The sequence below is a fragment of the Sphingomonas sp. Leaf32 genome (assembly GCF_001421765.1).
GTDB lineage: Bacteria > Pseudomonadota > Alphaproteobacteria > Sphingomonadales > Sphingomonadaceae > Sphingomonas.
Genome location: NZ_LMLA01000009.1, coordinates 25363 through 51183, shown reverse-complemented (window position 1 = coordinate 51183; position 25821 = coordinate 25363). Strand labels below are relative to the sequence as shown.

The 25821-nt window shown below is 65.1% G+C and carries 36 protein-coding genes; 31 read left to right on the top strand and 5 right to left on the bottom strand.

What is annotated here, in order from left to right; all coding sequences use genetic code 11:
- The 3 genes from ASE83_RS12490 to pal all read left to right on the top strand — a co-directional run bounded on the left by ASE83_RS12490 (position 1) and on the right by pal (position 2952).
- The gene (locus tag ASE83_RS12490; RefSeq protein ID WP_055790455.1) at positions 1-1014 is read left to right on the top strand and encodes a hypothetical protein; all 1014 of its coding nucleotides are present in this window, start codon (positions 1-3) and stop codon (positions 1012-1014) included.
- A gap of 13 nt (positions 1015-1027) precedes the next feature.
- Positions 1028-2350: a Tol-Pal system beta propeller repeat protein TolB gene (gene tolB, locus ASE83_RS12485; protein ID WP_082443328.1), complete on the top strand. Its 1323-nt coding sequence runs from the start codon at positions 1028-1030 to the stop codon at positions 2348-2350.
- 74 nt (positions 2351-2424) lie between these two features.
- The gene (gene pal, locus ASE83_RS12480) at positions 2425-2952 is read left to right on the top strand and encodes a peptidoglycan-associated lipoprotein Pal (protein ID WP_055790448.1); all 528 of its coding nucleotides are present in this window, start codon (positions 2425-2427) and stop codon (positions 2950-2952) included.
- 43 nt (positions 2953-2995) lie between these two features.
- Here pal and ASE83_RS12475 read toward each other — a convergent pair whose 3' ends face one another.
- The 3 genes from ASE83_RS12475 to ASE83_RS12465 all read right to left on the bottom strand — a co-directional run bounded on the left by ASE83_RS12475 (position 2996) and on the right by ASE83_RS12465 (position 6650).
- Positions 2996-3901, bottom strand: a complete 906-nt coding sequence (locus ASE83_RS12475) for a GGDEF domain-containing protein (RefSeq protein WP_200921896.1) — start codon at positions 3899-3901, stop codon at positions 2996-2998.
- A 122-nt stretch (positions 3902-4023) separates the two neighbouring features.
- Positions 4024-6342, bottom strand: coding sequence for an ATP-dependent Clp protease ATP-binding subunit ClpA (gene clpA, locus ASE83_RS12470; protein WP_055790445.1), 2319 nt, complete (start codon positions 6340-6342; stop codon positions 4024-4026).
- Between the two features lie 110 nt (positions 6343-6452).
- The gene (locus ASE83_RS12465) at positions 6453-6650 is read right to left on the bottom strand and encodes a DUF1192 domain-containing protein (RefSeq protein WP_055790440.1); all 198 of its coding nucleotides are present in this window, start codon (positions 6648-6650) and stop codon (positions 6453-6455) included.
- Between the two features lie 65 nt (positions 6651-6715).
- Here ASE83_RS12465 and ASE83_RS12460 point away from each other — a divergent pair, with 65 nt between their 5' ends.
- The 4 genes from ASE83_RS12460 to ASE83_RS12445 all read left to right on the top strand — a co-directional run bounded on the left by ASE83_RS12460 (position 6716) and on the right by ASE83_RS12445 (position 10157).
- Positions 6716-7714, top strand: a complete 999-nt coding sequence (locus tag ASE83_RS12460) for an NAD(P)H-quinone oxidoreductase (protein WP_235513236.1) — start codon at positions 6716-6718, stop codon at positions 7712-7714.
- Positions 7715-7841: 127 nt separating this feature from the next.
- Positions 7842-8501, top strand: coding sequence for a DUF1013 domain-containing protein (locus tag ASE83_RS12455; RefSeq protein ID WP_200921902.1), 660 nt, complete (start codon positions 7842-7844; stop codon positions 8499-8501).
- A 108-nt stretch (positions 8502-8609) separates the two neighbouring features.
- On the top strand, positions 8610-9488 hold the full coding sequence (locus ASE83_RS12450; RefSeq protein WP_235513235.1) for a dienelactone hydrolase family protein: 879 nt from the start codon (positions 8610-8612) through the stop codon (positions 9486-9488).
- A gap of 45 nt (positions 9489-9533) precedes the next feature.
- A complete protein-coding gene (locus tag ASE83_RS12445) occupies positions 9534-10157 on the top strand; it encodes a glutathione S-transferase family protein (RefSeq protein ID WP_055790431.1) in 624 nt (207 codons plus the stop codon).
- Positions 10158-10287: 130 nt separating this feature from the next.
- On the opposite strand, the gene ASE83_RS12440 is transcribed toward ASE83_RS12445, so the two are convergent.
- Together ASE83_RS12440 and ASE83_RS12435 are read right to left on the bottom strand one after the other, a co-directional pair.
- Positions 10288-10935, bottom strand: coding sequence for a peptidylprolyl isomerase (locus tag ASE83_RS12440; RefSeq protein WP_055790428.1), 648 nt, complete (start codon positions 10933-10935; stop codon positions 10288-10290).
- Between the two features lie 40 nt (positions 10936-10975).
- Positions 10976-11431 carry a GFA family protein gene (locus ASE83_RS12435; RefSeq protein WP_055790424.1) on the bottom strand — a complete coding sequence of 152 codons (456 nt, stop codon included), beginning with the start codon at positions 11429-11431 and terminating at the stop codon, positions 10976-10978.
- A 73-nt stretch (positions 11432-11504) separates the two neighbouring features.
- Here ASE83_RS12435 and ASE83_RS12430 point away from each other — a divergent pair, with 73 nt between their 5' ends.
- The 24 genes from ASE83_RS12430 to rplR all read left to right on the top strand — a co-directional run bounded on the left by ASE83_RS12430 (position 11505) and on the right by rplR (position 25819).
- Entirely contained in the window at positions 11505-11936 is a 432-nt protein-coding gene (locus ASE83_RS12430; RefSeq protein WP_055790421.1) for an MAPEG family protein, read from the top strand.
- A 58-nt stretch (positions 11937-11994) separates the two neighbouring features.
- On the top strand, positions 11995-12267 hold the full coding sequence (locus ASE83_RS12425; protein ID WP_055790417.1) for a hypothetical protein: 273 nt from the start codon (positions 11995-11997) through the stop codon (positions 12265-12267).
- Between the two features lie 286 nt (positions 12268-12553).
- Positions 12554-12925 (top strand): 30S ribosomal protein S12, encoded by a 372-nt coding sequence (gene rpsL, locus ASE83_RS12420; protein WP_055757399.1) that lies wholly within the window; start codon positions 12554-12556, stop codon positions 12923-12925.
- Positions 12926-13022: 97 nt separating this feature from the next.
- Complete coding sequence (gene rpsG, locus ASE83_RS12415) at positions 13023-13493, top strand: 30S ribosomal protein S7 (protein ID WP_055763657.1); 471 nt, start codon at positions 13023-13025, stop codon at positions 13491-13493.
- A 95-nt stretch (positions 13494-13588) separates the two neighbouring features.
- Positions 13589-15682, top strand: coding sequence for an elongation factor G (gene fusA / locus ASE83_RS12410; protein WP_055790414.1), 2094 nt, complete (start codon positions 13589-13591; stop codon positions 15680-15682).
- A 204-nt stretch (positions 15683-15886) separates the two neighbouring features.
- Complete coding sequence (tuf, locus tag ASE83_RS12405) at positions 15887-17080, top strand: elongation factor Tu (RefSeq protein ID WP_055790411.1); 1194 nt, start codon at positions 15887-15889, stop codon at positions 17078-17080.
- A gap of 153 nt (positions 17081-17233) precedes the next feature.
- Entirely contained in the window at positions 17234-17542 is a 309-nt protein-coding gene (rpsJ, locus tag ASE83_RS12400; protein WP_033921125.1) for a 30S ribosomal protein S10, read from the top strand.
- Positions 17543-17864: 322 nt separating this feature from the next.
- Positions 17865-18590, top strand: a complete 726-nt coding sequence (gene rplC, locus ASE83_RS12395; RefSeq protein ID WP_055790407.1) for a 50S ribosomal protein L3 — start codon at positions 17865-17867, stop codon at positions 18588-18590.
- A gap of 3 nt (positions 18591-18593) precedes the next feature.
- On the top strand, positions 18594-19220 hold the full coding sequence (gene rplD / locus ASE83_RS12390; protein WP_055790404.1) for a 50S ribosomal protein L4: 627 nt from the start codon (positions 18594-18596) through the stop codon (positions 19218-19220).
- Positions 19213-19527 (top strand): 50S ribosomal protein L23, encoded by a 315-nt coding sequence (locus tag ASE83_RS12385; RefSeq protein ID WP_055790401.1) that lies wholly within the window; start codon positions 19213-19215, stop codon positions 19525-19527. Before rplD ends, ASE83_RS12385 begins: the two co-directional genes overlap by 8 nt.
- Before the next feature lies 1 nt (position 19528).
- Positions 19529-20380 carry a 50S ribosomal protein L2 gene (gene rplB, locus ASE83_RS12380; RefSeq protein ID WP_055763299.1) on the top strand — a complete coding sequence of 284 codons (852 nt, stop codon included), beginning with the start codon at positions 19529-19531 and terminating at the stop codon, positions 20378-20380.
- A gap of 3 nt (positions 20381-20383) precedes the next feature.
- Positions 20384-20662 carry a 30S ribosomal protein S19 gene (rpsS, locus tag ASE83_RS12375; protein ID WP_055763302.1) on the top strand — a complete coding sequence of 93 codons (279 nt, stop codon included), beginning with the start codon at positions 20384-20386 and terminating at the stop codon, positions 20660-20662.
- On the top strand, positions 20662-21039 hold the full coding sequence (gene rplV / locus ASE83_RS12370; RefSeq protein WP_055790398.1) for a 50S ribosomal protein L22: 378 nt from the start codon (positions 20662-20664) through the stop codon (positions 21037-21039). Before rpsS ends, rplV begins: the two co-directional genes overlap by 1 nt.
- The gene (rpsC, locus tag ASE83_RS12365; RefSeq protein WP_055790395.1) at positions 21039-21749 is read left to right on the top strand and encodes a 30S ribosomal protein S3; all 711 of its coding nucleotides are present in this window, start codon (positions 21039-21041) and stop codon (positions 21747-21749) included. Before rplV ends, rpsC begins: the two co-directional genes overlap by 1 nt.
- A 12-nt stretch (positions 21750-21761) precedes the next feature.
- Positions 21762-22193, top strand: coding sequence for a 50S ribosomal protein L16 (gene rplP, locus ASE83_RS12360; RefSeq protein WP_055790394.1), 432 nt, complete (start codon positions 21762-21764; stop codon positions 22191-22193).
- A gap of 2 nt (positions 22194-22195) precedes the next feature.
- Entirely contained in the window at positions 22196-22399 is a 204-nt protein-coding gene (rpmC, locus tag ASE83_RS12355) for a 50S ribosomal protein L29 (protein WP_055790392.1), read from the top strand.
- Between the two features lie 11 nt (positions 22400-22410).
- Complete coding sequence (gene rpsQ, locus ASE83_RS12350) at positions 22411-22683, top strand: 30S ribosomal protein S17 (protein WP_055763313.1); 273 nt, start codon at positions 22411-22413, stop codon at positions 22681-22683.
- Positions 22684-22897: 214 nt separating this feature from the next.
- Complete coding sequence (gene rplN, locus ASE83_RS12345; protein WP_055790388.1) at positions 22898-23266, top strand: 50S ribosomal protein L14; 369 nt, start codon at positions 22898-22900, stop codon at positions 23264-23266.
- A complete protein-coding gene (rplX, locus tag ASE83_RS12340) occupies positions 23266-23580 on the top strand; it encodes a 50S ribosomal protein L24 (protein WP_055790384.1) in 315 nt (104 codons plus the stop codon). The genes rplN and rplX overlap by 1 nt, the downstream gene beginning before the upstream one ends.
- Positions 23573-24157 carry a 50S ribosomal protein L5 gene (gene rplE, locus ASE83_RS12335; protein ID WP_055790382.1) on the top strand — a complete coding sequence of 195 codons (585 nt, stop codon included), beginning with the start codon at positions 23573-23575 and terminating at the stop codon, positions 24155-24157. Before rplX ends, rplE begins: the two co-directional genes overlap by 8 nt.
- A 59-nt stretch (positions 24158-24216) precedes the next feature.
- Complete coding sequence (gene rpsN, locus ASE83_RS12330; protein WP_055790378.1) at positions 24217-24522, top strand: 30S ribosomal protein S14; 306 nt, start codon at positions 24217-24219, stop codon at positions 24520-24522.
- Between the two features lie 12 nt (positions 24523-24534).
- Positions 24535-24930 (top strand): 30S ribosomal protein S8, encoded by a 396-nt coding sequence (gene rpsH, locus ASE83_RS12325; protein ID WP_033921102.1) that lies wholly within the window; start codon positions 24535-24537, stop codon positions 24928-24930.
- Positions 24930-25463 (top strand): 50S ribosomal protein L6, encoded by a 534-nt coding sequence (rplF, locus tag ASE83_RS12320; RefSeq protein WP_055790375.1) that lies wholly within the window; start codon positions 24930-24932, stop codon positions 25461-25463. The genes rpsH and rplF overlap by 1 nt, the downstream gene beginning before the upstream one ends.
- Positions 25463-25819, top strand: coding sequence for a 50S ribosomal protein L18 (gene rplR / locus ASE83_RS12315; RefSeq protein ID WP_055790371.1), 357 nt, complete (start codon positions 25463-25465; stop codon positions 25817-25819). Before rplF ends, rplR begins: the two co-directional genes overlap by 1 nt.
- Positions 25820-25821: the final 2 nt, after the last annotated feature.

Genomic DNA, 25821 nt, shown 5'->3' with positions numbered 1-25821 from the left:
ATGCAGAAGGCGGAGAAGATCGGGCTTGGCGTAGCGGTCGCGGGACATGCCGTCCTGTTCGGCCTGCTGTCGGTCGGGTTTCTCGCCACGCCGAACCCGTTGAAGCTCAAGACCGAGCCGATGGACGTCAGCTTCGCCGAAGAGGTGGCGGCCGAACAGAGCGCGCCGGAACAGACCGACGCCCCCGCGATCAGCCAAGCGCCCGAAACCGGCCCGCCTGAGGATGCCGCGCCCAGCGAACCGGCAAGCGAGCCGGAGCCGGCCCCGGAACCCGAACCCGCACCGCCTGCGCCGGCTCCCCGGCCGCAGCCTGCACCGCGCCCGGAACCCCGCCCCGCCCCGAAGCCGGTGCCCGCGCCGAAGCCCGTACCGAAACCGGTGCCCAAGCCGGCACCCAAACCTGCCCCGGCTCCGAAGCCCGAACCCCGGCCCGCTCCGGCACGGCAACCGGCGCGTCCGGCGCCGGCGCGGCCGACCGCCGTGGCAAAGGCTCCGCCCAAGGCAGCGCCGGCCAAACCCGCCGCCGCGCCGGCCAAGCCCGCCGCCAAGCCGGCGACGACGCGAGGGGAGGGCGCCAACGCCCAGGCGACGGCACAGCGCCCGCGCGGTGGCCGGCTGGGCAACGATTTCCTGAAGGGCATCGCCGACACGCCGGCCCCCGGCAAGGCGCAGACCCCGCGCGGGACGGCGGTCAGCGCGCAGTCGGTGGCGGGGCTGGCCAGTGCGATCCAGCGGCAGGTGCAACCTTGCGCCAACAAGATTCCGAACCCCGGCCCCGGCGCGAACCAGATCCGCTCGCGCATCCGGTTGCAGATGCGCTCGGACGGCACCTTTGCCGCCAGGCCCGAACTGCGTGGCCAGACGGGGATCGACGACGAAAACCGCCGCTATGCGCAGCGTGTGTCCGAACTGGCGATCGCGGCGTTGACCCAATGCGCGCCGTACGAACTGCCCGCCGAGCTGTATGACGGCGGGTGGAAAGACATCATCATCAACTACAAGCTGCCCGGCTGACCGGAGGGGATGTATGCGTAAAGTCACGATGGCCTTGGGGGCGGTGCTCGCCAGCCTGCTCGCTGCCCCTGCGGCGTTCGCGCAGGTCGAGGTGGATATCGAGGGCGGCATTTCCGAACCGCTGCCGATCGCGGTGCCGGTGATGCCGACGCCGCAGGTGGCGTCCACGCCCGCCGGATCGACCGACGCGCTGGGGCGGCAACTCGCGGAGATCGTCGCCACCGATCTGCGCAACTCGGGGCTGTTCAAGCCCGCCGGCCCCGCCGGCCTGCCGCCGGTCGCGATGGCGCAGGTGCAGGCGCCCGATTATGCCGCGTGGAGCAACGCGCAGGCGCTGGTGCAGGGCTATGTCCGCGCCGAAGCGAACGGCACGCTGACCATCGGTTGCTATCTCTACGATACGTTTGGGCGGACCGAGCTGACGCGGCAGGGGTTCAACGTGGCACCCGCCGAATGGCGTCGCGCCGCGCACAAATGCGCCGATGCGGTCTATACCCGCCTGTCGGGCGAAAGCGCCTATTTCGACAGCCGCATCGTCTATGTCAGCGAAACGGGGCCGAAGGGCAACCGGATCAAGCGGCTGGCGATCATGGACCAGGACGGGGCGAACCACCGCTTCCTGACCAACGGCCAATCGATCGTGCTGACGCCGCGGTTCGCGCCGAACCAGCAGTCGATCGTGTATATGTCCTACGCCAACGAGCGGCCGGCGATCTATGTCCTCGACCTCGACAGCGGGCGGCAGCGGTTGCTGGTGCAGAATGCGTCGCTGACCTTCGCGCCGCGCTTCTCGCCTGATGGCCGCTATGTCCTGTTCTCGATGGCGCAGGCGGGCAATACCGACATCTACCGCGTGGCCGCATCGGGCGGCAGCCCACAACGGCTGACCAATGCGCCGGGCATCGACACCGGCGGCAGCTATTCGCCGGATGGCTCGAAGATCGTGTTCGAAAGCGATCGCTCAGGCTCGCAGCAGCTCTACGTGATGAATGCCGACGGATCGAACCAGACGCGGATCAGCTTCGGCGGCGGGCGCTATGCGACGCCGGTCTGGAGCCCGCGCGGCGACCTGATCGCCTTTACTCGCCAGGGTGGCGGAGCTTTCCGCATCGGCATCATGTCGCCCGGCGGCAGTGGCGAGAAGCTGTTGAGCGATGCGTGGGGTGACGAAGGGCCGAGCTGGTCGCCCAACGGCCGCGTGCTCACCTTCTTCCGCAGCGCGCAGGGGTCGGGCCGGGCACAGATCTGGTCGGTCGATCTGACCGGCGCGAACATCCGCCGCATTCCGACCGCGCTCGACGGATCGGACCCGAGCTGGGGGCCGCTACGCCCCTGACCTTTCACCAACGGGGGCCATTTCCGCTACAGGGGCATTGTAGCGGAAGGCGCAACGACCAAGGGAGGTTTATCATGACCAAGATTTCCGCGACGATGTTCGTCGCTATCGGCCTGCTGGCGACCGCCGGCTGTGCGAAGAAGCGCCCAGCGGTACTGCCCCCCGCACCGGGGCAGACCGTCGATCCGAACGCCGGCACCGGCGGCACGGGCACCGGGACCGGCACCAACGGCGTCGTGCCGGGATCGCGTGCCGATTTCCAGCAGTCGGTTGCCAGCGATACGATCAATTTCGGCCTCGACCAGTATGACATCGACGCAACCGCGCGGCAGATTCTCGACAGCCAGGCGCAGTGGCTGACGCGTTATCCCAATGTCCGCGTCACGATCGAGGGCCATGCCGACGAACGCGGCACCCGCGAGTACAACCTCGCGCTGGGCGACCGTCGCGCCAATGCCGCGTCGAGCTACCTCGCGACGCGTGGCATCTCGCCGTCGCGGATCACGACGATCAGCTATGGCAAGGAACGTCCGTTGGCGCTGGGATCGGACGAGGCCGCCTGGGCGCAGAACCGTCGCGCCGTGACGGTGGTATTGCAGTAGCGGCACGCGCCCGCCCGGTCGCGATGCGCGGTCGGGCGGGCGGTCAGCTTGCCAATCGCAGGGTGCCCCGTCCTTCGGACTTGGCGAAGTAGAGCGCGCGGTCGACCCGACTATAGACGCTGGATACCGTGTCGCCGATCCGGACGTCGGTCAGCCCGGCGGAAAAATCGATCCGGAAGGCCGCGTCTTCCGGGATCACCATGTGGTCGCTTATCCGCGCGCGCAGTCGGTCGACCGCGCGGCAGGCCTTGGCGATCGTCATGCCGGGGAACAGGATCAGAAATTCCTCGCCCCCGATACGACCGAACCCGTCGCAGGTGCGCAGATCGGCGCGGACGATGCGGGCGAATTCACGCAGCACCTGATCGCCGCCGACATGGCCGAAGCGGTCGTTGACGCGCTTGAAATGGTCGAGATCGACCAGCACCGCGACCGTGCTGCGCGGCGGTATCGCGCGCCGTCGTTCGATCCGGTCGCCCATCAAGGCCATGATATGCCCGCGATTGGAGATGCCGGTCAGCGGATCGGTCGACGCGCTCTTGAGCGCGATGTCGCGTTCCTGTCGCAACACGCGTTCCGACTGCCGCATCCGGGTGATGTCGAGTGCGACGAACAGAATGTGGCCGTCGGGCATCGTCTGTTCGACGATATGCAGCCAGCTGCCGTCGTGCATGTCGGTTTCGATCGACAGCATCGGCACCTTGCCCCGCCGCGACAGCGACGACGACAGCCATGCCTCGAAATCGTCGTGCGAGACGACCGGGCCGCGCCGATGGGCATGGTTGCGGCGCATCAGGTCGATCCAGTCGGGCGTCTCGTCGGGATCGAGAAAGAAGGCACGGCGATAGGACGGGTTGGCGAAGAGGATGCGCCCTGCGGGATCGTACAACGCGACCATCGCCGCGGCGTGGTCGAACGTTTCGATCAGTCGGGCAAGGGCTGGCGGCATGTTGCTTTCGGCAGAGACGGGACTGCGCGCAAGCGCGTGTCGACCGTTATGCCACAATGCGTGAGATATTGATTAAGGAAGGGCCGCGACCATGACGGTCGCGGCCCCAGGTGCAGGATCGATCAGGCTTCGGCCGACGCCTTGGCCTTGCCACCCTTGCGCGGTTTCTTGGGCGCGGCGGGGGTGATCTCGAAGGTCAGCGCGCCGTCCTTCAACGCGACATTCACTTCGCCGCCATGGACCAGCTTGCCGAACAACAGTTCCTCGGCCAGCGGCTGCTTGATCTTGTCCTGGATCAGGCGGCCCATCGGGCGTGCGCCGTACAGCTTGTCATAACCCTTGTCGGTCAGCCACGTCCGCGCCGGCTCGTCGAGGCGGATATGGACGCCGCGATCGGCGAGCTGCAGTTCGAGCTGGAGGATGAACTTGTCCACCACCCGCGCGACGACTTCGGGCGGCAGATAACCGAACGGCACGATCGCATCGAGGCGGTTGCGGAATTCGGGGGTGAAGAGCTTCTTCACCGCTTCCTCCTGCACATCCTCGCGGTCGATCTGGCCGAAACCGATCGATTCCTTGGCCATATCCGACGCACCCGCATTGGTCGTCATGATGAGAATGACGTTGCGGAAATCGACGGTCTTGCCGTGGTGATCGGTCAGCTTGCCGTTGTCCATCACCTGCAACAGGATGTTGAACAGGTCCGGATGCGCCTTCTCGATCTCGTCGAGCAGCAGGACGCAGTGCGGCTGCTGATCGATGGCGTCGGTCAGCAGACCGCCCTGGTCGTAGCCGACATAGCCCGGGGGGGCACCGATCAGCCGGCTGACCGAGTGGCGCTCCATATATTCGGACATGTCGAACCGCTGGAGCGGAATGCCCATGATCTCCGACAATTGCCGCGCGACCTCGGTCTTGCCGACGCCGGTCGGGCCGGTGAACAGATAGTTGCCGATCGGCTTGTCGGGATCGCGGAGACCCGCGCGCGACAGTTTGATCGCCGCGGACAGCGCCTTGATCGCGTCATCCTGCCCGAACACCACCCGCTTCAGGTCGAGTTCGAGATTGGCGAGCACGCGCGTATCGTCGGTCGATACCGTCTTCGGCGGGATGCGCGCCATCGTCGCGATGACCTGTTCGATCTCCTTCGACGTGATCGTCTTCTTCCGCTTCGGCGCGGGCACCAGCATCTGCATCGCGCCGACTTCGTCGATCACGTCGATCGCCTTGTCCGGCAGCTTGCGGTCGTTGATGTAGCGTGCGGACAATTCCACCGCCGACTTGATCGAATCAGGGGTATACTTGACCTTGTGATGCTCCTCGAACGCGCTGCGCAGGCCGGTCAGGATCTTGATCGTGTCCTCGACCGAGGGTTCGTTCACGTCGATCTTCTGGAACCGGCGCAGCAGCGCGCGATCCTTTTCGAAGTGGTTGCGGAACTCCTTGTAGGTGGTCGATCCGATGCAGCGAATCTGGCCGCCCGACAGCGCGGGCTTGAGCAGGTTCGACGCGTCCATCGCCCCGCCGCTGGTCGCGCCGGCACCGATGACGGTGTGGATTTCATCGATGAACAGCACCGCGTGGGGCAGCTTTTCCAGCTCGGTCACGACCTGCTTCAGCCGCTCCTCGAAATCACCGCGATAGCGGGTGCCGGCCAGCAGCGCGCCCATGTCGAGCGAATAGATGACTGCGGGCAACAGCACCTCGGGCACGTCGCCCTCGACGATCTTGCGCGCGAGGCCTTCCGCGATCGCGGTCTTGCCGACGCCGGGATCGCCGACATAGAGCGGGTTGTTCTTCGAGCGGCGGCACAGGATCTGCACCGTGCGGTCGACCTCGGCCGAACGCCCGATCAGCGGATCGACCTTTCCGACCTTGGCCTTTTCGTTCAGGTCGACGCAGAACTGCTTGAGCGCGCTCTCGTTCTTGCCCTTGTCTGCAGCCTTCGGGCTTTCCTTCTCCTCGGCTCCCTTGGGTGCCGGGGTTTCGGTAGCGGTCGATCCGCCCTTGCCGACGCCGTGGCTGATGAAGCTGACCGCGTCGAGGCGGCTCATGTCCTGCTGTTGCAGGAAATAGACGGCATAGGTCTCGCGCTCGCTGAACATCGCGACCAGCACGTTGGCGCCGGTAACCTCGTCACGGCCCGACGACTGGACGTGGAGGATCGCGCGCTGCACGACCCGCTGGAAGCTGCTGGTCGGCGACGGATCGGTCGCGGCGTCCAGTTTGAACGTGTCGAGTTCGGTGTCGAGATAATGAGCGACGGTCGCGCGCAGCTCGTCGAGGTCGACGCCGCACCCGGTCATCACCTTGGCCGCGTCGACATCGTCGGTCAGCGCGAACAGCAGATGTTCGAGGGTCGCATATTCGTGCCGGCGCGAGGATGCGGCCTCGAGCGCCTTGTGCAGCGTGGATTCCAGTGCGGATGCGAAGGATGGCATTCAGTTCACTCCGGTCGGCCGGCGAGAACGCGCCGGCCCTGCGTCCCGGTCACCCGGGTCTCCACCAATGTCGGTATGCCGCCCGCCGGCATCAAGCGGGGCGGAACATCTCATGACCGGAACAGCGCGTCGGCGCTGGCGCGGTGGCTGCTCGCGCGGTCGATCCGCGCGCGGCAGCGGGCGATCTCGCCCTCCAGCGCGGCGATACGCTTCGTCAGTTCATCGACCGACAGCGGGTCCAGATCCTCGGCGAGCAACATGGGCAGCAGGTTGCCACGAAGATGGTTAACATTTTCGTCGGGTTCCATGGCGATGCAGCGTTGACCCTGTCGCTGGCGATGTCAATAACGCCGGACACAGGGGGATGAGCGTTATGGACGTACCAGCGGCGATGCGTGCGATCGATCCGACGGAGCCGGGCGGCCCCGACGTGCTGGTCGTGGTCGAGCGGCCGACGCCTCGCCCTGCGCCGGGCGAAGTGTTGATCCGCGTGGCCGCCGCCGGGGTGAATCGCCCCGACGTCCTGCAGCGCACCGGCGGCTATGCCCCGCCGCCCGGAGCGCCTAGCATCCCCGGCCTGGAGGTGGCGGGTCATGTCGTCGCGGTCGGCGACGATGCCGACGGCCACCTGATCGGCCAGCCGGTGTGCGCGTTGCTCGCCGGCGGTGGTTATGCCGAATATGTCGCGGTATCCGCCGGACAGTGCCTGCCGGTGCCCGATGGCCTGTCGATGGCGGAGGCGGCCGCGCTGCCCGAGACGCTGTTCACCGTGTGGACCAATTTGTTCGAGCGCGGCTATGCGGCGGAGGGCGACACCGTGCTGGTCCATGGTGGCACCAGCGGCATCGGCACCATGGCGATCCTGCTGGGCAAGCTGTTCGGTATCGAGGTGATCGTGACGGTCGGCAGCGACGCGAAGGCGAAGGCGGCGCGCGATCTGGGCGCGGCGCAGGCCATCAACTACCGCACCGAGGATTTCGTCGAGCGGGTGGCCGAGATTACGCAGGGCAAGGGCGTCAGCGTCGTGCTGGACATGGTCGGCGGCGACTATGTGCCGCGGAATATCAAGTGCCTGGGCGAAGATGGTCGCCACGTGTCGATCGCGGTCCAGGGCGGGGCGACCGCCACTATTCCCATCTGGGACATCATGCGCCGCCGCCTGACGCTGACCGGATCGACGCTGCGCCCGCGCGACGTGGGGTTCAAGGAAATGGTCGCCGACGAACTGTCGCGCACCGTCTGGCCACATGTCGCCGCCGGTCGGCTGCGCCCGGTGATGGACCGCTGCTTCCCGCTGGAACAGGCCGCCGACGCGCATCGCCGGATGGAAGCGGGCGACCATGTGGGCAAGATCGTCCTGACGCTGGAATAGGAAGCGGACACGACCGGCGCCCCGGCGCTTGCCCTTTGCGACGACCTGTCCTAAGTCCGTATCCAACGTGGCCGCCCGGTTTGGGCGGCCCTTTCTATTTCGGAGACCCGTCGTGGCCCAGCCGCTGATGCCGCACGCGACCGCTTCCTGGCTGGTCGACAATACCGCCTTGTCCTTTCCGCAGATCGCCGATTTCTGCGGTCTGCACGTCCTCGAGGTGCAGGCGATCGCCGACGACACCGCCGCGACCAAGCTGACCGGCCGCGATCCGGTGCGCGCGCACGAACTGACGATGGAAGAGATCGAGAAGGGGCAGAAGAACCCCGACTATCGCCTCATCATGATGAAGGGGCCGGAACAGGTCCGCCGGACCAAGGGGCCGCGCTATACGCCGGTCAGCAAGCGGCAGGACAAGCCGGACGGCATCGCCTGGATCATCCGCAACCACCCGGAAATCTCGGACGGCGCGATCGGCAAGCTGATCGGCACGACCCGCACCACCATCGCCGCGATCCGCGACCGGACGCACTGGAACATCGGCAACATCACGCCGAAGGACCCGGTGACGCTGGGCCTGTGCTCGCAGCGCGAGCTGGACGCACTGGTCGGCAAGGCGGCGAAGGCCGCCGGTATCGAGGCCCCGACCGACACCCGTCTGGAGGGCGATCGCGAGGCGCTGATCGAACAGCTCCGCAACGAACGTACCCAGGCCGCGCGCGACGCCGAACTGGCCGAGCGCGGCGAAACGGCGGAGCCGTCGAGCTTCTTCGATCCGTTCAAGCGCTGAACCGGCCAGGTCGGTTCGCGCATTGCCGGCCCGGCCATCGCAAGGTGGCCGGGCCGTTTGCGTATCGGTGGCAAAGGGTTAGGCTGCGCACTTCCACAGCGGAGTGCCATGCCGATGTCCGACGACCTGAACGCCAGCGCCATCGCGCTGTACGACGCCTTCACGCATGAGCATCACGACCGCCGGACCTTCATGGCGCAGATGGTCGCGCTCACCGGATCGGCCGCCGCCGCCGAAATCCTGATCGCCGGCATCGCCGCATCGCCCGCCGCCGCGCAGCAGGTCGCCGCCAACGACCCCCGGCTCGATGTAGCCAAGGTCAGCGGTGCCGAAGCTGGCCATCCCGCCACCGCCTATTTCTCTGCGCCCAAGGGCCAGCGCAACTTGCCGCTGGTGCTGGTCATCCACGAAAATCGCGGGCTGAACGCGCATATCGAGGATGTCGCCCGGCGCGTCGCGCTGGCGGGTTTCCGCGTTATCGCCCCCGATCTGCTCGCGCCGCAGGGCGGCACTCCGGCCGACGAGGACAAGGCGCGTGCGATGATCGGCACGATCGACTATGACCTTGCGCTCGCGCAGGCCAAGGCGTTCCTTGCCAAGGCGCGGGGCGAGCGCAAGGGCCGGCCCACTGGCGCGGTCGGCTTCTGCTGGGGCGGGGCGTTCGTCAACCGACTGGCGGTGGCCGATCCGGCGCTTACCGCCGGGGTCAGCTATTACGGCCCGGCACCCGATCCGGCCGAAGCGCCCAAGGTCCGCGCCGCGCTGATGCTGCAACTCGCCGAAAAGGACGCCCGGGTGAACGCCACCGCGCTGCCCTGGGGCGACGCGCTGCGCAAGGCGGGTAAGCGGGCGACCATCCATGTCTATCCGGGGGTCGACCACGCGTTCAACAACGATAGCTCGGCAGCGCGCTACAATGCCGCCGCCGCGACGCTCGCCTGGGACAGGACCATAACTTTCCTGCGTCATGAACTTGACGCGAAATAGGAGGATGTTCCACCTTTGTTCCAACGAATCGAGGGGAGAAGCAAGATGGCCGGACTGACGCTCTACACCAACCCGATGTCGCGCGGGCGGATCGCGCGCTGGATGCTGGAGGAGGTCGGTGCCGATTACGCCGTCGAAATGCTCGGCTATGGCGGTTCGATGAAGGCCGATGCCTATCTGGCGATCAACCCGATGGCGAAGGTGCCGGCGATCGTCCATGACGGGCGGGTCGTCACCGAATGCGCCGCGATCTGCGCCTATCTGGCGGATGCCTTTCCCGAGGCGGGGCTTGGACCTACGGCGGACGAGCGCGCCGACTATCATCGCTGGATGTTCTTCGCGGCGGGGCCGCTGGAGCAGGCGATCACCAACCGGTCGCTGGGGGTCGTTCCCGGCGAGGATCAGCAGCGGATGGTCGGCTATGGTGATTATGACCGGGTCGTCGCGGTGCTGGAGGCGGCGGTTTCGGCCCATCCCTATATCGCGGGCGATCGCTTCACTGCCGCCGATGTCTATGTCGGATCGCATGTGATGTGGGGTATGCAGTTCGGGACGTTGCCCAAACAGGACGCGTTCATGGCCTATCTCGCCCGACTGGCCGACCGCCCGGCGCATGTCCGGGCAAGTGAACTGGACGATGCGGCGATGGCGGAGATGCAGGCGGCGTAGCGGGTCGTCGAGGGGCCTGAACCGCAAACCCCCGGCCTTGAGCTGCGGTCGCGCTTGTCCTTTTGCTGGGATCGGTGAACCGCGCGACCCCGAACCAAGGCCGGGATAACGACGATTTTCGGCAGCAACCTTACCGCCGCACGCCGATCAACCACACTTTCGGCCCGCCGGTCGGCTGCGACTTGCCATCCATGCGGCGGGCGCGGAGGATGCGGATCGGATCAAGGATCATCTGTCCCTTCATCGCGTCCGATCCGCCGCCGGTCGGCTTGGCAAGGATGCGCTTCACCACATCCATGCCGCCGACGACCCGTCCGAACGCGGCATAGCCGGCAAAGTCGCCTTTCGCGTCCATGCTGGGCATCGCCCCCACCAGCAGCACGAAATTGCCGCCCGCCGAATTGGCCTCGGGCCGCCGCGCCATCGAAATCGCGCCGTCGACATGTTTCACGCCGGTCCTGTCGGTGCGCTCATGCGCGAAGGGCGGCAGGATGCGGCGGGCATCGGTGCGGATGCCGCCCTGCACGAAGCCGAGCTTCGGATCGGCCTTGCGCCGCGCCGAGCGGTAGAAATCGGTATCGTCGAACCGGCCATCGTCGACATAGGCGAGGAAGTTCTTCGACGTCGCGGGGGCGCGCCGGACGTCCAGCGCAACGATGATCGATCCGACATTGGTGTCGATCTTCACCCGGACATAGCCGGGCGTGGCGCGAGTGGCGGACTGGGCGGATGCCGGTACGGCGAAGGCCAGCATAAACAGGGCAAACAGGATACGCATCGACGCTTCCTAACGCCCGAACCCGCCGGGCGAAAGCGCGTCAGTCGGCGTGGAGCGCGGCATATTCGGCGAGCAGCGGTCCGAACGCCTCGGACGGCGGAAACCCCGGATAGCGGTGCCGTGCCGGCGTTCCTGCCCAGAGCAAGGCCTCGTCGGTCCATGTTTCGATGAACGGGGCAAAAGCTTCCGGTCGGTCCAGCGCGCCGACGCGGACATTGGCAAAGCCCGGATCGGGATCGATGCGGGTGAACAGCCAACTCTTGCAATGGTCGCAATGGTGATGACGGATTTGATCGCCTTGCAGTCCGCCGATCACCGTGTCGCCGACGACGCACAGCGCGGCGCTCGGGACGGCGACGTTCAGTGAAAAGGCGCTGCCCGACATCTGCCGGCACCCGCGACAATGGCAGGCCATGGTCATCATCGGCGCGGCGTCGATCCGCAGGCGTACCCGCCCGCAACGACAGCCGCCTTCGATCGGCAGGGCAGGGGGCATGGCATGGCTCCGTTGGCGGGAAAGCTGTTCCGGGTATAGACGAGTCCGCAGACGAGGCAAAAGGGACCGGGCGATGATGATGACGCGGGCGATCCTGTGGCCCAGCTTCGCGCTGGTCGCATTGATCTTCCTGGTCGGCATCACGCTGTTGCAGGCGCGGATCGGGCATATGCGGCGGCAACGGCCCCGTGCGGCCGACCTTGCCGACTGCGACGCGACTCGCGCCTATTTCCGCCCGGTCGAGCGGCCCGCCGCCAATCTGGCGAATCTGTTCGAGATGCCGGCGCTGTATTTCGCGCTGGTGCCGCTGCTGCTGGTCACCGGCCTCGCGACGCTGACGCAGGTCACGCTCGCCTGGTTCTATGTCGCGGCGCGTGCGGGACACAGCCTCGCCCATATTGCCGGGCGGATACGGCTGCGCTTCGTCCTGTTTCTCGTGTCGAACGCCGTGCTGGGCGCGATGTGGATCGGCTTCGCGGTCGACATCGGTTTTTCGGCGCGCTGACGGACCGGAACGGGGTGCCGAGAACGACGTTGGAGTCGCAAACCGCTGGAGACAAGTCATGACCCGTTTCGCCGCCGCTGCCGCTCTACCCCTCGTCGCGTTGCTGGGCGCCTGTGGCGGGCAGGAAATCACGACGACCAACGACGCCAACGTCGTCTCGAACGACGTTTATGCCAACGCCGCTTTCCGCAACGATGGCGAGGTCGGCAACGAAATGATCGCGATCAACCCGATGGAAACCGAGGCGAACTCGGTGACGACGGCGGGCGACGCGATGATGGGCAATACCCCTGACGCGATGAACGCCACGATGGGGAACAGCGCCAACTGATCGCGACCAACTCCGTCGGAAGATGGGCGGGCGGCGGGGCAGGGCCTCGTCGCCCGCTTGCGCATCGCCTGGTCCGCCCCGTGCCATTGACCAATCGGGGGCGTATCGGTATAGGCCGCGCGTCCCGCTGGGTCGGCGTCGTAGCCGTCATCGGCCTGCATGTGGGTTCAAAGAGCTGAACATTGCTGGAGACATCGGCCCCGAGGGTTCTCGCCCACGTGGCCTTTGCGCATTTCTGACAGGAACGGCTCCGGCAAAGTAACCGCAAGATAAGGTGAAGGGCTTCATGCCGACGATCAACCAGCTGGTCCGTAAGGGCCGCGAACCGCAGAAGGCCAAGTCGAAGGTCCCTGCGATGGACCAGAACCCGCAGAAGCGCGGTGTCTGCACCCGCGTCTACACGACGACCCCGAAGAAGCCGAACTCGGCACTGCGCAAGGTGGCCAAGGTTCGCCTGACCAACCAGCGCGAAGTCATCAGCTACATTCCGGGTGAAGGCCACAACCTCCAGGAGCACTCGGTCGTGCTGATCCGCGGCGGTCGTGTGCGCGATCTTCCCGGCGTTCGCTACCACGTCCTGCGCGGCGTGCTCGATACGCAGGGTGTCAAGGATCGCCGCCAGTCGCGTTCGAAGTACGGCGCCAAGCGTCCGAAGTGATCCCGTGCCGCGCATGACCTGCGCGGCCTGAGGTCCATCTACCCCCAGTAAGCCCCGGACGGGTTCCGGAACCGGCTGAAGATTGAAGGAATATCTGATGGCTCGTCGTCGTCGTCCCGAAAAGCGGGAAATCCTGCCTGATCCCGTATACGGGGATGAGGTTCTGACCAAGTTCATGAATTCGGTGATGCTGGACGGCAAGAAGTCCGTCGCCGAAGGCATCGTCTATTCGGCATTCGAAACCGTCGAGAGCCGCGCGAAGCGCGACCCGCTGGGCGTGTTCCACGATGCGCTGAACAATGTGAAGCCGAACATCGAAGTGCGTTCGCGCCGCGTCGGTGGTGCGACCTATCAGGTCCCGGTCGAAGTCCGCTTCGAACGTGCCCAGGCGCTCGCCATCCGCTGGCTGATCGCCTCGGCCCGCAACCGCAGCGAGAACACCATGTCGGCGCGCCTGTCGGGCGAGCTGATGGACGCCGCCAACAACCGCGGCAACGCGGTGAAGAAGCGCGAAGACACGCACCGCATGGCGGAAGCGAACCGCGCCTTCTCGCACTACCGCTGGTAAGCGTCGGCGGTGGCTTTTCACCGCTGATCTAACCGCCTATATCGTGGGGAGCGGGCGTCATGCCTCGCTCCCCACATTGCTAAGGAAGCACGATCATGGCCCGCAGCCATCCGCTCGAACGGTATCGTAACATCGGCATCATGGCGCACATCGACGCCGGCAAGACGACCACCACCGAGCGTATTCTTTACTACACCGGCAAGTCCTACAAGATCGGCGAAGTGCACGAAGGCACCGCCACCATGGACTGGATGGAGCAGGAGCAGGAACGCGGCATCACCATCACCTCGGCGGCGACCACCTGCAAGTGGCGCGCCGAAGAGGGCAAGGGTGAAGAGCACCTCATCAACATCATCGACACCCCCGGCCACGTCGACTTCACGATCGAAGTCGAGCGTTCGCTGCGCGTGCTCGACGGTGCGGTCGCCTGTTTCGACGGCGTTGCCGGCGTGGAGCCGCAGTCGGAAACCGTGTGGCGTCAGGCCGACAAGTACGGCGTGCCGCGCATGTGCTTCGTCAACAAGCTCGACCGCACCGGCGCCGACTTCTATTTCTGCGTCGACTCGATCATCGAGCGCCTCGGTGCGCGTCCGGCGGTCCTGTATCTCCCGATCGGCATCGAAGGCGGCTTCAAGGGCCTCGTCGACCTGGTCGAGAACCGCGCGATCATCTGGCTCGAAGAGTCGCTGGGCGCGAAGTTCGAATATCAGGACATTCCGGCCGACATGGCCGAGAAGGCCGCGAAGTATCGTAGCGAGCTGATCGAAATGGCCGTCGAGCAGGACGACGACCTGATGGAAGCCTATCTCGAAGGCAATGAACCGTCGGTCGCCGATCTGAAGAAGCTGATCCGCAAGGGCACGCTGGCGATGAACTTCGTGCCGATCGTCTGCGGCTCGGCGTTCAAGAACAAGGGTGTGCAGCCGCTGCTCGACGCCGTCGTCGACTATCTGCCTTCGCCGCTGGACATTCCGGACGTGCAGGGCGTGAAGCTCGACGGCGAGACCCCGGACTCGCGTCCGGCCGCCGACGACGCGCCGATGTCGCTGCTGGCGTTCAAGATCATGAACGATCCGTTCGTCGGCTCGCTCACCTTCGCCCGCATCTATTCGGGTACCCTCACCAAGGGTGGCTACCTGAACTCGGTGAAGGACAAGAAGGAAAAGATCGGCCGTATGCTCCTCATGCACGCGAACTCGCGTGAGGACATCGACGAGGCGCGCGCCGGTGACATTGTCGCCATCGCGGGTCTGAAGGAAACGACGACCGGCGATACGCTGTGCGACGCTTCGAACCCGATCATCCTCGAGCGGATGGAGTTCCCCGAACCCGTCATCGAGCTGTCGGTGGAGCCGAAGACCAAGGCCGACCAGGAAAAGATGGGCATCGCGCTCAACCGCCTGGCTGCCGAGGACCCTTCGTTCCGCGTGTCGACCGACCATGAATCGGGTCAGACGATCATCAAGGGCATGGGTGAACTCCACCTCGAAATCCTCGTCGATCGCATGAAGCGCGAATTCAAGGTCGAGGCGAACGTCGGTGCGCCGCAGGTGGCGTATCGCGAATATCTCGCCAAGCCGGTCGAGCTGACCTACACCCACAAGAAGCAGTCGGGTGGCTCTGGTCAGTTCGGCGAAGTGAAGGTGAAGGTCATTCCGGGCGAGCGCGGCACGGGCTACCAGTTCTTCGACGAGATCAAGGGCGGCAACATCCCGCGCGAATATATCCCGTCGGTGGAAAAGGGTATGCGCGAGACGGCACAGACCGGATCGCTGATCGGCTTCCCGATCATCGACTTCGAAGTGCACCTGATCGACGGCAAGTACCACGACGTCGACTCGTCGGCGCTGGCCTTCGAAATCTGCGCCCGTGGCGCGATGCGCGAAGCGGCCCAGAAGGCCGGCATCAAGCTGCTCGAGCCGATCATGAAGGTCGAGGTCGTGACCCCGGAAGACTATCTGGGCGACGTCATCGGCGACATGAACAGCCGTCGTGGCCAGATCCAGGGCACCGACAGCCGCGGCAACGCGCAGACCGTCGAAGCGATGGTCCCGCTCGCCAACATGTTCGGCTATGTGAACCAGCTCCGCTCGTTCACGCAGGGCCGCGCGCAATACTCGATGCAGTTCTCGCACTATGATGAAGTGCCGCAGAACGTCGCGGACGAGGTCAAGGCGAAGATGGCCTGAGGCGCACGGAGCTAAGCCAGCTTAGCTCCGAGACGCCGAAAGGCCGGCCGGCGGGGCGGTCGCAAGACCGTCCCGACCGACGACAAGGGATTTACTCCCTTGTCGGCTCCCCCGCACGGGGGCTGGCAATCCCCCCAAACACCCGCTAAAGGGCCGCGTTCGCGTGGCCCCGGCGGCACCGAATTCGAATCAGAAGGTAGGAAAATGGCTAAGGCAAAATTCGAGCGGAACAAGCCGCACCTCAACATCGGCACCATCGGTCACGTCGACCACGGCAAGACCTCGCTGACCGCCGCGATCACGAAGGTGCTGGCCGAAACGTCGGGCGGCGTCGCCGTCGACTTCGCCAACATCGACAAGGCGCCGGAAGAGCGCGAGCGCGGCATCACCATCTCGACCGCCCACGTCGAGTATGAGACCGCCAACCGTCACTACGCCCACGTCGATTGCCCGGGCCACGCCGATTATGTGAAAAACATGATCACGGGCGCGGCGCAGATGGACGGCGCGATCCTGGTCGTGTCGGCCACCGACGGCCCGATGCCGCAGACCAAGGAGCACATCCTGCTCGCCAAGCAGGTCGGCGTTCCCACCATGGTCGTCTTCCTGAACAAGGTCGATCTGGTCGACGACGAGGAAATCCTCGAACTCGTCGAAATGGAAATCCGCGAAGAACTGTCGAAGCGTGAATTCGACGGCGACAACATTCCGATCATCCGTGGCTCGGCCACCTGCGCGCTGTCGGGTTCGAACGACACGTTCGGCAAGGAAGCGGTTCTCGCGCTGATGGCAGCGGTCGACGAGTCGATCCCGCAGCCGGAGCGTCCGCTGGACAAGCCGTTCATGATGCCGATCGAAGACGTGTTCTCGATCTCGGGTCGTGGCACCGTGGTCACCGGCCGCGTCGAAACCGGCATCGTGAAGGTCGGCGAAGAAGTCGAAATCGTCGGCATCCACGAATCGGTCCGCAAGACCGTCGTGACCGGCGTCGAAATGTTCCGCAAGCTGCTCGATCAGGGTCAGGCCGGCGACAACATCGGCGCGCTGATCCGCGGCGTCGCCCGTGACGAAGTGGAGCGTGGCCAGGTTCTGGCGAAGCCGGGTTCGATCACGCCGCACACCGACTTCCAGTCGTCGGTGTACGTGCTGTCGAAGGACGAAGGTGGCCGTCACACGCCGTTCTTCGCCAACTATCGTCCGCAGTTCTACTTCCGCACCACGGACGTCACCGGCACCATCGAATTGCCGGAAGGCACCGAAATGGTCATGCCGGGCGACGAAGTCGCGCTGGGCGTGAAGCTGATCGCACCGATCGCCATGGACGTCGGCCAGCGCTTCACCATCCGTGAAGGCGGTCGTACCGTCGGCGCAGGGGTTGTCAGCGGCATCGACAAGTAATATAGCGACTCGAACAGGTGGCGGTCCCCGGCGACGGGGGCCGCCATTTGCTATTTAATGAGGGCACCTCGCTTGTAGCTGGGGTATCCACTAAGCCATTCGTTGTTAATCAAGAGCCGTCCCAACGGCCCGCTCTTTCGCATCGGTAGGACCATGGACAACAATATCCGTATTCGCCTGAAGGCGTTCGACCATCGCGTGCTCGACCAAGCGGCCGGCGACATCGCCGACACCGCACGTCGCACCGGCGCCCTGATCCGTGGACCGATTCCGCTGCCCACGCACATCGACAAGTTCACGGTCAACCGCGGCCCGCACATCGACAAGAAGTCGCGCGAGCAGTTCGAGACCCGTACCTATAAGCGTCTGCTCGACATCGTGCAGCCGACCCCGCAGACCGTCGACGCGCTCATGAAGCTCGACCTCGCGGCAGGGGTGGACGTAGAGATCAAGCTGGCGTAATAGCCGGCTTCCGCGACGTAGGGTGATTCCGCCCTGCGTCGCGCTTTCGCTTCCCGCCGGTTCGTTCCGAGCCCCAGCGGTAGAGGCCGGGAAAGCAACCACAGGGATACCGAACGGCAAGACGCTCCCGGGCAGATGCCGTTGTCCGCGTCCCCGCTATCGTCGATGCGACCCTTCGGTGGGGAATATCGGCGATGTCTGGCCCTGGCGGGGGCGTGCAGATCGCAAGGGCTGGGGCTTCGGAGGCGGGTGACCGCGCACCGGAGCCTTTTTCGTTAGGCAAGCTCGTCGTCAAGACGAGCCTCTGTTGGAGGAGTTGGTCATGCGTACTGGTGTGATCGCGAAGAAAATGGGAATGACCCGGTTGTTCCAGGACGATGGGCGCCACGTGCCCGTCACCGTCCTGCAGCTGGAAGACGTGCAGGTCGTTGCCCGTCGTGAGAAGGATCGGGACGGCTACGTCGCGGTGCAGCTCGGCGCCGGCACTGCCAAGGCGAAGAACGTCGCCAAGCCGCAGCGCGGCCATTTCGGCAAGGCCGAAGTGACCCCGAAGGCGCGCGTCGTCGAGTTCCGCGTCAATGATGACGCGCTGCTCGATGTCGGTGCGACGATCTCGGCCGACCACTATGTCGCCGGCCAGCTGGTCGACGTTTCGGGTCGCACGCAGGGCAAGGGCTTTGCGGGCGCCATGAAGCGTTGGAACTTCGGCGGTCTGCGCGCGACGCACGGCGTCTCGGTCTCGCACCGTTCGCACGGTTCGACCGGTCAGCGTCAGGATCCGGGCAAGGTCTTCAAGAACAAGAAGATGGCCGGCCACATGGGCGACCGGAACCGCACGCAGCAGAATCTGCAGGTCGTGTCGACCGACGTCGAGCGTGGGCTGATCTTCATCAAGGGTTCGGTCCCCGGTCACAAGGGTAGCTGGCTGACGGTCAAGGACGCGGTGAAGGTCGCGCGCCATGCCGACGCGCCGTATCCCGCCGGCCTGAAGAGCGCCAACAGCAACGACGCGGCCGCACCGGCAGCGACCGACGGCCAGGAGGGCTGATCCATGAAGGTCAAGGTACAGACCCTCGACGCCGTCGAAAGCGGTGATATCGAGCTGAACGACGAGGTGTTCGGCCTCGATCCGCGTGCGGACATCCTGCACCGGGTCGTGACGTGGCAGCTCGAAAAGCGTCGCGGCACTGCGCGCGGTACGCGCGAGCGCGCCGACGTCGCCCGTTCGGGCAAGAAGCTGGGCCGCCAGAAGGGCGGCGGTGTCGCCCGTCACGGCGATCGCCGCGCACCGGTGTTCATCGGCGGTGGTAAGGCGCACGGCGCCCGCGTCCGCGACTTCAACCCGGGGCTGAACAAGAAGGTTCGCGCACTGGGCCTGAAGATGGCGCTGTCGAGCCATGCCAAGGCGGGTTCGCTGGTCGTTCTGGACGAGCTGACGGTGGCCGACGGCAAGACCCAGGTCCTGCTCGGCAACCTGTCGAAGCTCGGCTTCGGCAAGACGTCGCTGGTTATCGATGGCGACGCCGTCGAGAACAGCTTCGCGCTGGCCGCCCGCAACCTGCGTCAGGTCAATGTCCTGCCCGCCGGTGGCGCCAACGTCTATGACATCCTGAAGCACGACACGCTGGTGCTGACCCGCGCCGCCGTCGAAAAGCTGGAGGCCCGTTTCCATGGCTAAGCAGCAGTCGGCTATCGACATCCGTCACTACGACGTTGTCCTCAGCCCGCACATCACCGAGAAGGCGACCATGCTCTCCGAGCATAATGCGGTCGTGTTCAAGGTCGCGAACAAGGCGTCGAAGCCGGAGATCAAGGCAGCGGTCGAAGCGCTGTTCAACGTCACCGTCACCGGCGTCAACACGATCGTGACCAAGGGCAAGACCAAGAAGTGGAAGGGCGCGCCCTACACCCGGTCGGACTTCAAGAAGGCGATCGTGACCCTGGCCGAAGGCCAGTCGATCGACATTACCGAGGGGGCCAAGTAACATGGCACTCAAGCAATATAATCCGACCACGCCGTCGCAGCGTGGCCTGGTCCTGATCGACCGTTCGGCGCTGTACAAGGGCCGTCCGGTCAAGGCGCTGACCGAAGGCAAGACCAAGACCGGCGGTCGCAACAACAAGGGCCATGTGACCTCGCGCGGCATTGCCGGCGGTCACAAGCAGCGCTACCGCATCATCGACTTCAAGCGTCGCTTGTGGGACGTCGAGGGCACCGTGGACCGGATCGAATATGATCCCAACCGCACCGCCTTCATCGCGCTCATCAACTATGGTGCGGACGAAGCGGGCAAGGACCGCGTCGCCTACATCATCGCGCCGCAGCGTCTGAACGTCGGCGACAAGGTGATCGCGGGCAAGAAGACCGACGTGAAGCCGGGCAACGCGATGGAACTGGGCCAGGTGCCGGTCGGCACGATCGTCCACAACATCGAGATGAAGCCGGGCAAGGGCGGTCAGATCGCCCGTTCGGCTGGCACGTACGTGCAGGTCGTCGGCCGCGACAAGGGCATGGTCATTGTCCGCCTGAACTCGGGTGAACAGCGCTACATCCACGCCGCCTGCATGGCGACGATCGGTGCGGTGTCGAACCCCGACAATCAGAACCAGAATCTGGGCAAGGCCGGCCGCAACCGCTGGAAGGGCATCCGCCCGCTGACGCGCGGTGTCGCCAAGAACCCGGTCGACCACCCGCACGGCGGTGGTGAAGGCCGGACCTCGGGCGGCCGTCATCCGGTCACTCCGTGGGGCAAGCCGACCAAGGGCGCGCGCACGCGGCACAACAAGGCGACGGACAAGATGATTATCCGTAGCCGTCACGCGAAGAAGAAGGGCTAAGCGATGGCTCGTTCCGTATGGAAGGGTCCGTTCGTGGACCTCAATCTGCTGAAGAAGGCGGAAGTGGCGCAGGACGCCGGCACCCGTGCCGGCCCGATCAAGACCTGGTCGCGCCGCTCGACCATTCTCCCGCAGTTCGTCGGCCTGACGTTCAACGTCTATAATGGCCGCAAGTTCGTGCCGGTTTCGGTCAACGAAGACATGGTGGGCATGAAGCTCGGCGAGTTCGCGCCGACGCGCTTCTTCCCCGGCCACGCCGCCGACAAGAAGGGCAAGCGCTGATGAGCAAGCAGGCAGCACCCCGCCGCGTCGGTGACAAGGAAGCCCTGGCGGTCGCGACTCAGGTCCGCGGCTCGGCCCAGAAGCTGAACCTCGTCGCCGCGCTGATCCGCAACCGCAAGGCCGGTGAAGCGATGAACATCCTTGCCTTCTCGAAGAAGGCGATGGCGGTCGATGTCCGCAAGTGCCTCGCTTCGGCGATCGCGAATGCGGAAAACAACCACAACCTCGACGTCGACGCACTCGTCGTCAAGGAAGCCTCGGTCGGCAAGTCGATCACGATGAAGCGTTTCGCGACCCGTGGTCGCGGCAAGTCGACGCGCATCCTGAAGCCGTTCAGCCGCGTGCGCATCGTCGTGTCCGAGGTGGAGGAAGCGTAATGGGTCACAAGTCCAATCCCATCGGTCTGCGTCTGCAGATCAACCGCACCTGGGACAGCCGTTGGTATGCCGAAGGCGCCGACTATGGCCGTCTGCTGCTGGAGGATCTGAAGATCCGCCAGTACATCATGAAGACGCTGCCGCAGGCCGCGATCTCCAAGGTGGTCATCGAGCGTCCGGCGAAGCTGTGCCGCATCTCGATCTTCGCGGCTCGTCCGGGCGTCATCATCGGCAAGAAGGGCACCGACATCGAAAAGCTTCGTCGGAAGCTGGGTTCGATGACCGGTTCCGAAGTGTCGCTGAACATCGTCGAAATCCGCAAGCCGGAAATCGATGCGAAGCTCGTCGCGCAGGGTATTGCCGATCAGCTCGAGCGTCGTATCGCCTTCCGCCGCGCCATGAAGCGTGCGGTGCAGTCGGCGATGCGCCTGGGTGCCGACGGCATCCGCGTCGCTTGCGGCGGTCGTCTGGGCGGTGCGGAAATCGCCCGTTCGGAAGGCTATCGCGAAGGTCGCGTTCCGCTCCACACGCTGCGTGCCAACCTCGACTATGCCGAGGCCCAGGCGCACACCGCGTATGGCGTCTGCGGCGTCAAGGTCTGGATCTTCAAGGGTGAGATCCTCGGCCATGACCCGATGGCGCAGGACAGGCTGATGATGGAGGCCCAGACCTCCGGCGTGCGCCCCGCGCGCGACGATCACCGCCGCTAAGGATGATTTGAGATGCTGCAACCAAAGCGCACCAAGTTCCGCAAGGCCTTCAAGGGCCGCATCCATGGCGATGCCAAGGGCGGTACGTCGCTGAACTTCGGGTCGTATGGCCTGAAGGCGATGGAGCCGGAGCGGATCACCGCCCGCCAGATCGAGGCGGCTCGCCGCGCGATCACGCGTCACATCAAGCGCCAGGGCCGCTTGTGGATCCGGATTTTCCCGGATCTGCCGGTGTCGTCGAAGCCTGCCGAAGTCCGCATGGGCTCGGGCAAGGGTTCGCCCGAATTCTGGGTCGCCCGCGTCAAGCCGGGTCGCATCCTGTTCGAACTGGACGGCGTGCCCGGCCCGCTCGCTGCGGAGGCGTTCTCGCGCGCCGCGATGAAGCTGCCGATCGCGGTCAAGGTCGTTGCCCGTCTGGGCGACACCTCGCACCTGGAGGGTTGAGAATGACGAAGGCAACCGATCTTCGCGCCAAGAGCGACGACCAGCTGGTCGAGGAACTGACCAGCCTGAAGCGTGAGGCGTTCAACCTCCGTTTCCAGGCGGCGACCAGCCAGCTGGAAAAGCCGACCCGCGTGAAGGAAGTCCGTCGCGACATCGCGCGGATCAAGACGCTGCAGGGCGAGCGTTCGCGCTCGTCCGACAAGTAAGGACGAGAGACATGCCGAAGCGTGTGCTGACCGGGATGATCGTCTCGGACAAGACCGACAAGACGGTGGTGGTGAAGGTAGAGCGGAAGGTCAAGCACCCCCTCTATGGCAAGATCATCCGCCGTTCGAAGAAGTATCATGCCCATGACGAGGGCAATGAGTATCGTGAAGGCGAGACCGTGCGCATCGAAGAGACCGCGCCGATCTCGAAGCTGAAGACCTGGAAGGTGATCGAGCGGGTGAACACCCACGCGACGCCGGCGGAAGTCGCAGCCGAGGCGTAAGCCTTTGCTGGGGTGGGGCGCCTATGGCGTCGCCACCCCACGCAATTCCGGGGTCGGACCCGGATGGTACGAACATTCGCGGGAAGGCTTGCCTTTTCGCCATGGGGCGGTTAATGGGCCGCTCCCCCCGGCGCGGTACGCCCGCAGCCGGGGGTTCATTTTTAGCAGGCGGGGTCCGGTCGGAATCGGCCCCATAGGGTAAGGAATCGCATCCATGATTCAGATGCAATCCAATCTCGACGTCGCTGACAACAGCGGCGCGAAGCGGGTGCAGTGCATCAAGGTGCTTGGTGGGTCCAAGCGCCGTGTGGCGGGTGTGGGCGACGTCATCGTCGTCAGCATCAAGGAAGCCGCTCCGCGCGGCCGCGTGAAGAAGGGTGACGTGCACCGCGCCGTCATCGTTCGCACCGCCAAGGACATCCGTCGTACCGACGGTTCGGTGATCCGCTTCGACGGCAATGCCGCCGTGCTGGTCAACAAGAACGAGGAGCCGATCGGCACCCGTATCTTTGGCCCGGTGGTCCGCGAGCTGCGCTCGAAGGGCTTCATGAAGATCATCTCGCTCGCCCCTGAGGTGCTGTAATGGCTTCCGCAAAGATCAAGAAGGGCGACACCGTGATCGTCCTGTCGGGCAAGGACAAGGGCAAGACCGGCCAGGTCACTCAGTCGCTGCCCAAGGATGGCAAGGTCGTCGTCGCCGGCGTCAACATCGCTGTTCGCCACAAGAAGCCGAACCAGGCCGACCCGCAGGGCGGTCTGGTGCGTTCGGAAGCGCCGATGCACGTGAGCAAGGTTGCGCACGTCGTCGACGGCAAGCCGACCCGCGTGCGCTTCGAAGTGCGCGATGGCAAGAAGGTCCGGGTCGCCGTGAAGGGCGGGGAGGTCATCAATGGCTGATAATTACACGCCGCGCATGAAGTCGATCTATGACGATCGCATCGTGAAGGCGATGACCGAGAAGTTCGGTTACAAGAACGCGCTCGAAGTGCCCCGGATCGAAAAGATCGTCCTGAACATGGGCGTGGGCGAAGCGACGCAGGACAAGAAGAAGGTCGAGCAGGCCAGTTCCGAAATGGAGCTGATCGCGGGCCAGAAGCCTGTCGTCACCAAGGCTAAGAAGTCGATCGCGCAGTTCAAGCTGCGCGAAGGCATGGCGATCGGCTGCAAGGTCACGCTGCGTCGCCAGCGGATGTACGAGTTCCTCGATCGCTTCATCACCATCGCGCTTCCCCGCGTCCGCGACTTTCGTGGCCTGAACCCGAAGTCGTTCGACGGCCGTGGCAACTATGCCTGCGGCATCAAGGAACAGATCGTGTTCCCCGAAATCAACTATGACCGCATCGACAAGGTGCGCGGCATGGATGTGATCGTAACCACCACCGCCAAGACCGATGACGAGGCTCGCGAGCTTCTGCGGCTCTTCGGTTTCCCCTTCCCGCAGGAAGCGGACGCCGAGGAAAAGAAGGCGGCATAACCAGCCCGCTCCCCTTCGCCGGGGAGCGGTCTATGCTTTACTAGAGAGAGCTTAAGTCCATGGCGAAACTGAGTTCCGTGAACAAGAACGAGCGTCGGCGCGCGCTCGTAAAGAAGTACGCGCCCAAATATGCGAAGCTGAAGGCGATCGCAGCCGACCAGTCGCTTGACGAAACCGAGCGCCTGATCGCGCGGCTGAAGATGGCCGAGATTCCCCGCAACGGGAATCCGACCCGCATCCGCAACCGTTGCGAGCTGACGGGTCGTCCCCGCGGCTATTATCGCAAGTTCCGTCTCGCCCGCGTCATGCTGCGTGAACTGGCCAATAAGGGCCTGATCCCCGGCGTCACGAAGTCGAGCTGGTAAGGAACACACAGCATGGCATTGACCGATCCCCTGGGTGACATGCTCACCCGCATCCGCAACGGCCAGCGCGCGCGCAAGGACTCCGTCTTGACGCCCGCCAGCAAGTTGCGGGCCCGTGTCCTCGACGTGTTGCAGCGCGAGGGCTATATCCGTGGCTACAGCGAAGAGCAGATGGGCCCCGCGGCCGGCATCCGCATCGAGCTGAAGTATTTCGAAGGCCAGCCCGCGATCAAGCACGTCGCGCGCGTCTCGAAGCCCGGCCGCCGCGTCTATTCGGGTTCGCAGGAACTGCCGAAGGTGCGCAACGGCCTTGGCATCACCATCGTTTCGACGCCGCGTGGCGTTCTGTCCGACGCAGAAGCGCGCGAACAGAATGTTGGTGGCGAAGTCCTCGCGGAGGTCTTCTGATGAGCCGCATCGGTAAGAAGGCAGTCCCGGTTCCGGCCGGCGTCACCGCCAACATCGCAGGGCGCGAGCTGAGCGTCAAAGGTCCCAAGGGCACGCTGACGCTGCCGCTGGCGGACGACATCGCCTATGCCGTCGAAGGCGACACCATCTCGGTGCAGCCGGCGAACGACACCAAGCGCGCGCGCGCGTTCTGGGGGATGCAGCGCACGCTCGTGCAGAACCTGGTCACCGGCGTGACCACCGGCTTCACCAAGAAGCTGCTGATCACCGGTGTCGGCTATCGTGCCGCGGCGCAGGGCAAGAACCTGAAGCTGCAGCTCGGATACAGCCACGACGTCAACATCGACGTGCCGGAAGGCATCGAGATCAAGACGCCGGACCAGACCACGATCGAAATCAGCGGGATCGACAAGCAGAAGGTCGGTCAGATCGCTGCCGAGATCCGTCGTTGGCGTAAGCCCGAGCCGTACAAGGGCAAGGGCATCAAGTACGACGGCGAGTTCATCTTCCGCAAGGAAGGGAAGAAGAAGTAATGACCAAGGGTCTCTCCCTCTTCGAGAAGCGCCGTCGGCGCAATCGCACCGCGCTGAAGGCGCGTTCGGGCGGCCGTGCGCGGCTGTCGATCCATCGTTCGGGCAAGCACATCTACGCCCAGGTCATCGACGATGCAGCGGGTCGCACCGTTGCTTCGGCATCGACCCTGGAAAAGGACGTGCGTGGCACCTCGGGCGCGAATGTCGATGCCGCAAAGGGCGTCGGTACCCGCGTTGCGGAAGCGGCGAAGGCCGCCGGCGTGACGCAGGTCGTGTTCGACCGTGGCGGCTTCCTGTTCCACGGCCGCGTCAAGGCGCTGGCCGAGGCCGCCCGCGAAGCCGGATTGGAGTTCTAAGA

What these genes read in the sequence shown, in the direction of transcription:
- ASE83_RS12490 (WP_055790455.1), top strand. Translation starts at nt 1, where the DNA reads ATGCAGAAGGCGGAGAAGATCGGGCTTGGCGTAGCGGTCGCGGGACAT.
- tolB (WP_082443328.1), top strand. Translation starts at nt 1,028, where the DNA reads ATGCGTAAAGTCACGATGGCCTTGGGGGCGGTGCTCGCCAGCCTGCTC.
- pal (WP_055790448.1), top strand. Translation starts at nt 2,425, where the DNA reads ATGACCAAGATTTCCGCGACGATGTTCGTCGCTATCGGCCTGCTGGCG.
- ASE83_RS12475 (WP_200921896.1), bottom strand. Translation starts at nt 3,901, where the DNA reads ATGCCGCCAGCCCTTGCCCGACTGATCGAAACGTTCGACCACGCCGCG.
- clpA (WP_055790445.1), bottom strand. Translation starts at nt 6,342, where the DNA reads ATGCCATCCTTCGCATCCGCACTGGAATCCACGCTGCACAAGGCGCTC.
- ASE83_RS12465 (WP_055790440.1), bottom strand. Translation starts at nt 6,650, where the DNA reads ATGGAACCCGACGAAAATGTTAACCATCTTCGTGGCAACCTGCTGCCC.
- ASE83_RS12460 (WP_235513236.1), top strand. Translation starts at nt 6,716, where the DNA reads ATGGACGTACCAGCGGCGATGCGTGCGATCGATCCGACGGAGCCGGGC.
- ASE83_RS12455 (WP_200921902.1), top strand. Translation starts at nt 7,842, where the DNA reads ATGCCGCACGCGACCGCTTCCTGGCTGGTCGACAATACCGCCTTGTCC.
- ASE83_RS12450 (WP_235513235.1), top strand. Translation starts at nt 8,610, where the DNA reads ATGCCGATGTCCGACGACCTGAACGCCAGCGCCATCGCGCTGTACGAC.
- ASE83_RS12445 (WP_055790431.1), top strand. Translation starts at nt 9,534, where the DNA reads ATGGCCGGACTGACGCTCTACACCAACCCGATGTCGCGCGGGCGGATC.
- ASE83_RS12440 (WP_055790428.1), bottom strand. Translation starts at nt 10,935, where the DNA reads ATGCGTATCCTGTTTGCCCTGTTTATGCTGGCCTTCGCCGTACCGGCA.
- ASE83_RS12435 (WP_055790424.1), bottom strand. Translation starts at nt 11,431, where the DNA reads ATGCCCCCTGCCCTGCCGATCGAAGGCGGCTGTCGTTGCGGGCGGGTA.
- ASE83_RS12430 (WP_055790421.1), top strand. Translation starts at nt 11,505, where the DNA reads ATGATGATGACGCGGGCGATCCTGTGGCCCAGCTTCGCGCTGGTCGCA.
- ASE83_RS12425 (WP_055790417.1), top strand. Translation starts at nt 11,995, where the DNA reads ATGACCCGTTTCGCCGCCGCTGCCGCTCTACCCCTCGTCGCGTTGCTG.
- rpsL (WP_055757399.1), top strand. Translation starts at nt 12,554, where the DNA reads ATGCCGACGATCAACCAGCTGGTCCGTAAGGGCCGCGAACCGCAGAAG.
- rpsG (WP_055763657.1), top strand. Translation starts at nt 13,023, where the DNA reads ATGGCTCGTCGTCGTCGTCCCGAAAAGCGGGAAATCCTGCCTGATCCC.
- fusA (WP_055790414.1), top strand. Translation starts at nt 13,589, where the DNA reads ATGGCCCGCAGCCATCCGCTCGAACGGTATCGTAACATCGGCATCATG.
- tuf (WP_055790411.1), top strand. Translation starts at nt 15,887, where the DNA reads ATGGCTAAGGCAAAATTCGAGCGGAACAAGCCGCACCTCAACATCGGC.
- rpsJ (WP_033921125.1), top strand. Translation starts at nt 17,234, where the DNA reads ATGGACAACAATATCCGTATTCGCCTGAAGGCGTTCGACCATCGCGTG.
- rplC (WP_055790407.1), top strand. Translation starts at nt 17,865, where the DNA reads ATGCGTACTGGTGTGATCGCGAAGAAAATGGGAATGACCCGGTTGTTC.
- rplD (WP_055790404.1), top strand. Translation starts at nt 18,594, where the DNA reads ATGAAGGTCAAGGTACAGACCCTCGACGCCGTCGAAAGCGGTGATATC.
- ASE83_RS12385 (WP_055790401.1), top strand. Translation starts at nt 19,213, where the DNA reads ATGGCTAAGCAGCAGTCGGCTATCGACATCCGTCACTACGACGTTGTC.
- rplB (WP_055763299.1), top strand. Translation starts at nt 19,529, where the DNA reads ATGGCACTCAAGCAATATAATCCGACCACGCCGTCGCAGCGTGGCCTG.
- rpsS (WP_055763302.1), top strand. Translation starts at nt 20,384, where the DNA reads ATGGCTCGTTCCGTATGGAAGGGTCCGTTCGTGGACCTCAATCTGCTG.
- rplV (WP_055790398.1), top strand. Translation starts at nt 20,662, where the DNA reads ATGAGCAAGCAGGCAGCACCCCGCCGCGTCGGTGACAAGGAAGCCCTG.
- rpsC (WP_055790395.1), top strand. Translation starts at nt 21,039, where the DNA reads ATGGGTCACAAGTCCAATCCCATCGGTCTGCGTCTGCAGATCAACCGC.
- rplP (WP_055790394.1), top strand. Translation starts at nt 21,762, where the DNA reads ATGCTGCAACCAAAGCGCACCAAGTTCCGCAAGGCCTTCAAGGGCCGC.
- rpmC (WP_055790392.1), top strand. Translation starts at nt 22,196, where the DNA reads ATGACGAAGGCAACCGATCTTCGCGCCAAGAGCGACGACCAGCTGGTC.
- rpsQ (WP_055763313.1), top strand. Translation starts at nt 22,411, where the DNA reads ATGCCGAAGCGTGTGCTGACCGGGATGATCGTCTCGGACAAGACCGAC.
- rplN (WP_055790388.1), top strand. Translation starts at nt 22,898, where the DNA reads ATGATTCAGATGCAATCCAATCTCGACGTCGCTGACAACAGCGGCGCG.
- rplX (WP_055790384.1), top strand. Translation starts at nt 23,266, where the DNA reads ATGGCTTCCGCAAAGATCAAGAAGGGCGACACCGTGATCGTCCTGTCG.
- rplE (WP_055790382.1), top strand. Translation starts at nt 23,573, where the DNA reads ATGGCTGATAATTACACGCCGCGCATGAAGTCGATCTATGACGATCGC.
- rpsN (WP_055790378.1), top strand. Translation starts at nt 24,217, where the DNA reads ATGGCGAAACTGAGTTCCGTGAACAAGAACGAGCGTCGGCGCGCGCTC.
- rpsH (WP_033921102.1), top strand. Translation starts at nt 24,535, where the DNA reads ATGGCATTGACCGATCCCCTGGGTGACATGCTCACCCGCATCCGCAAC.
- rplF (WP_055790375.1), top strand. Translation starts at nt 24,930, where the DNA reads ATGAGCCGCATCGGTAAGAAGGCAGTCCCGGTTCCGGCCGGCGTCACC.
- rplR (WP_055790371.1), top strand. Translation starts at nt 25,463, where the DNA reads ATGACCAAGGGTCTCTCCCTCTTCGAGAAGCGCCGTCGGCGCAATCGC.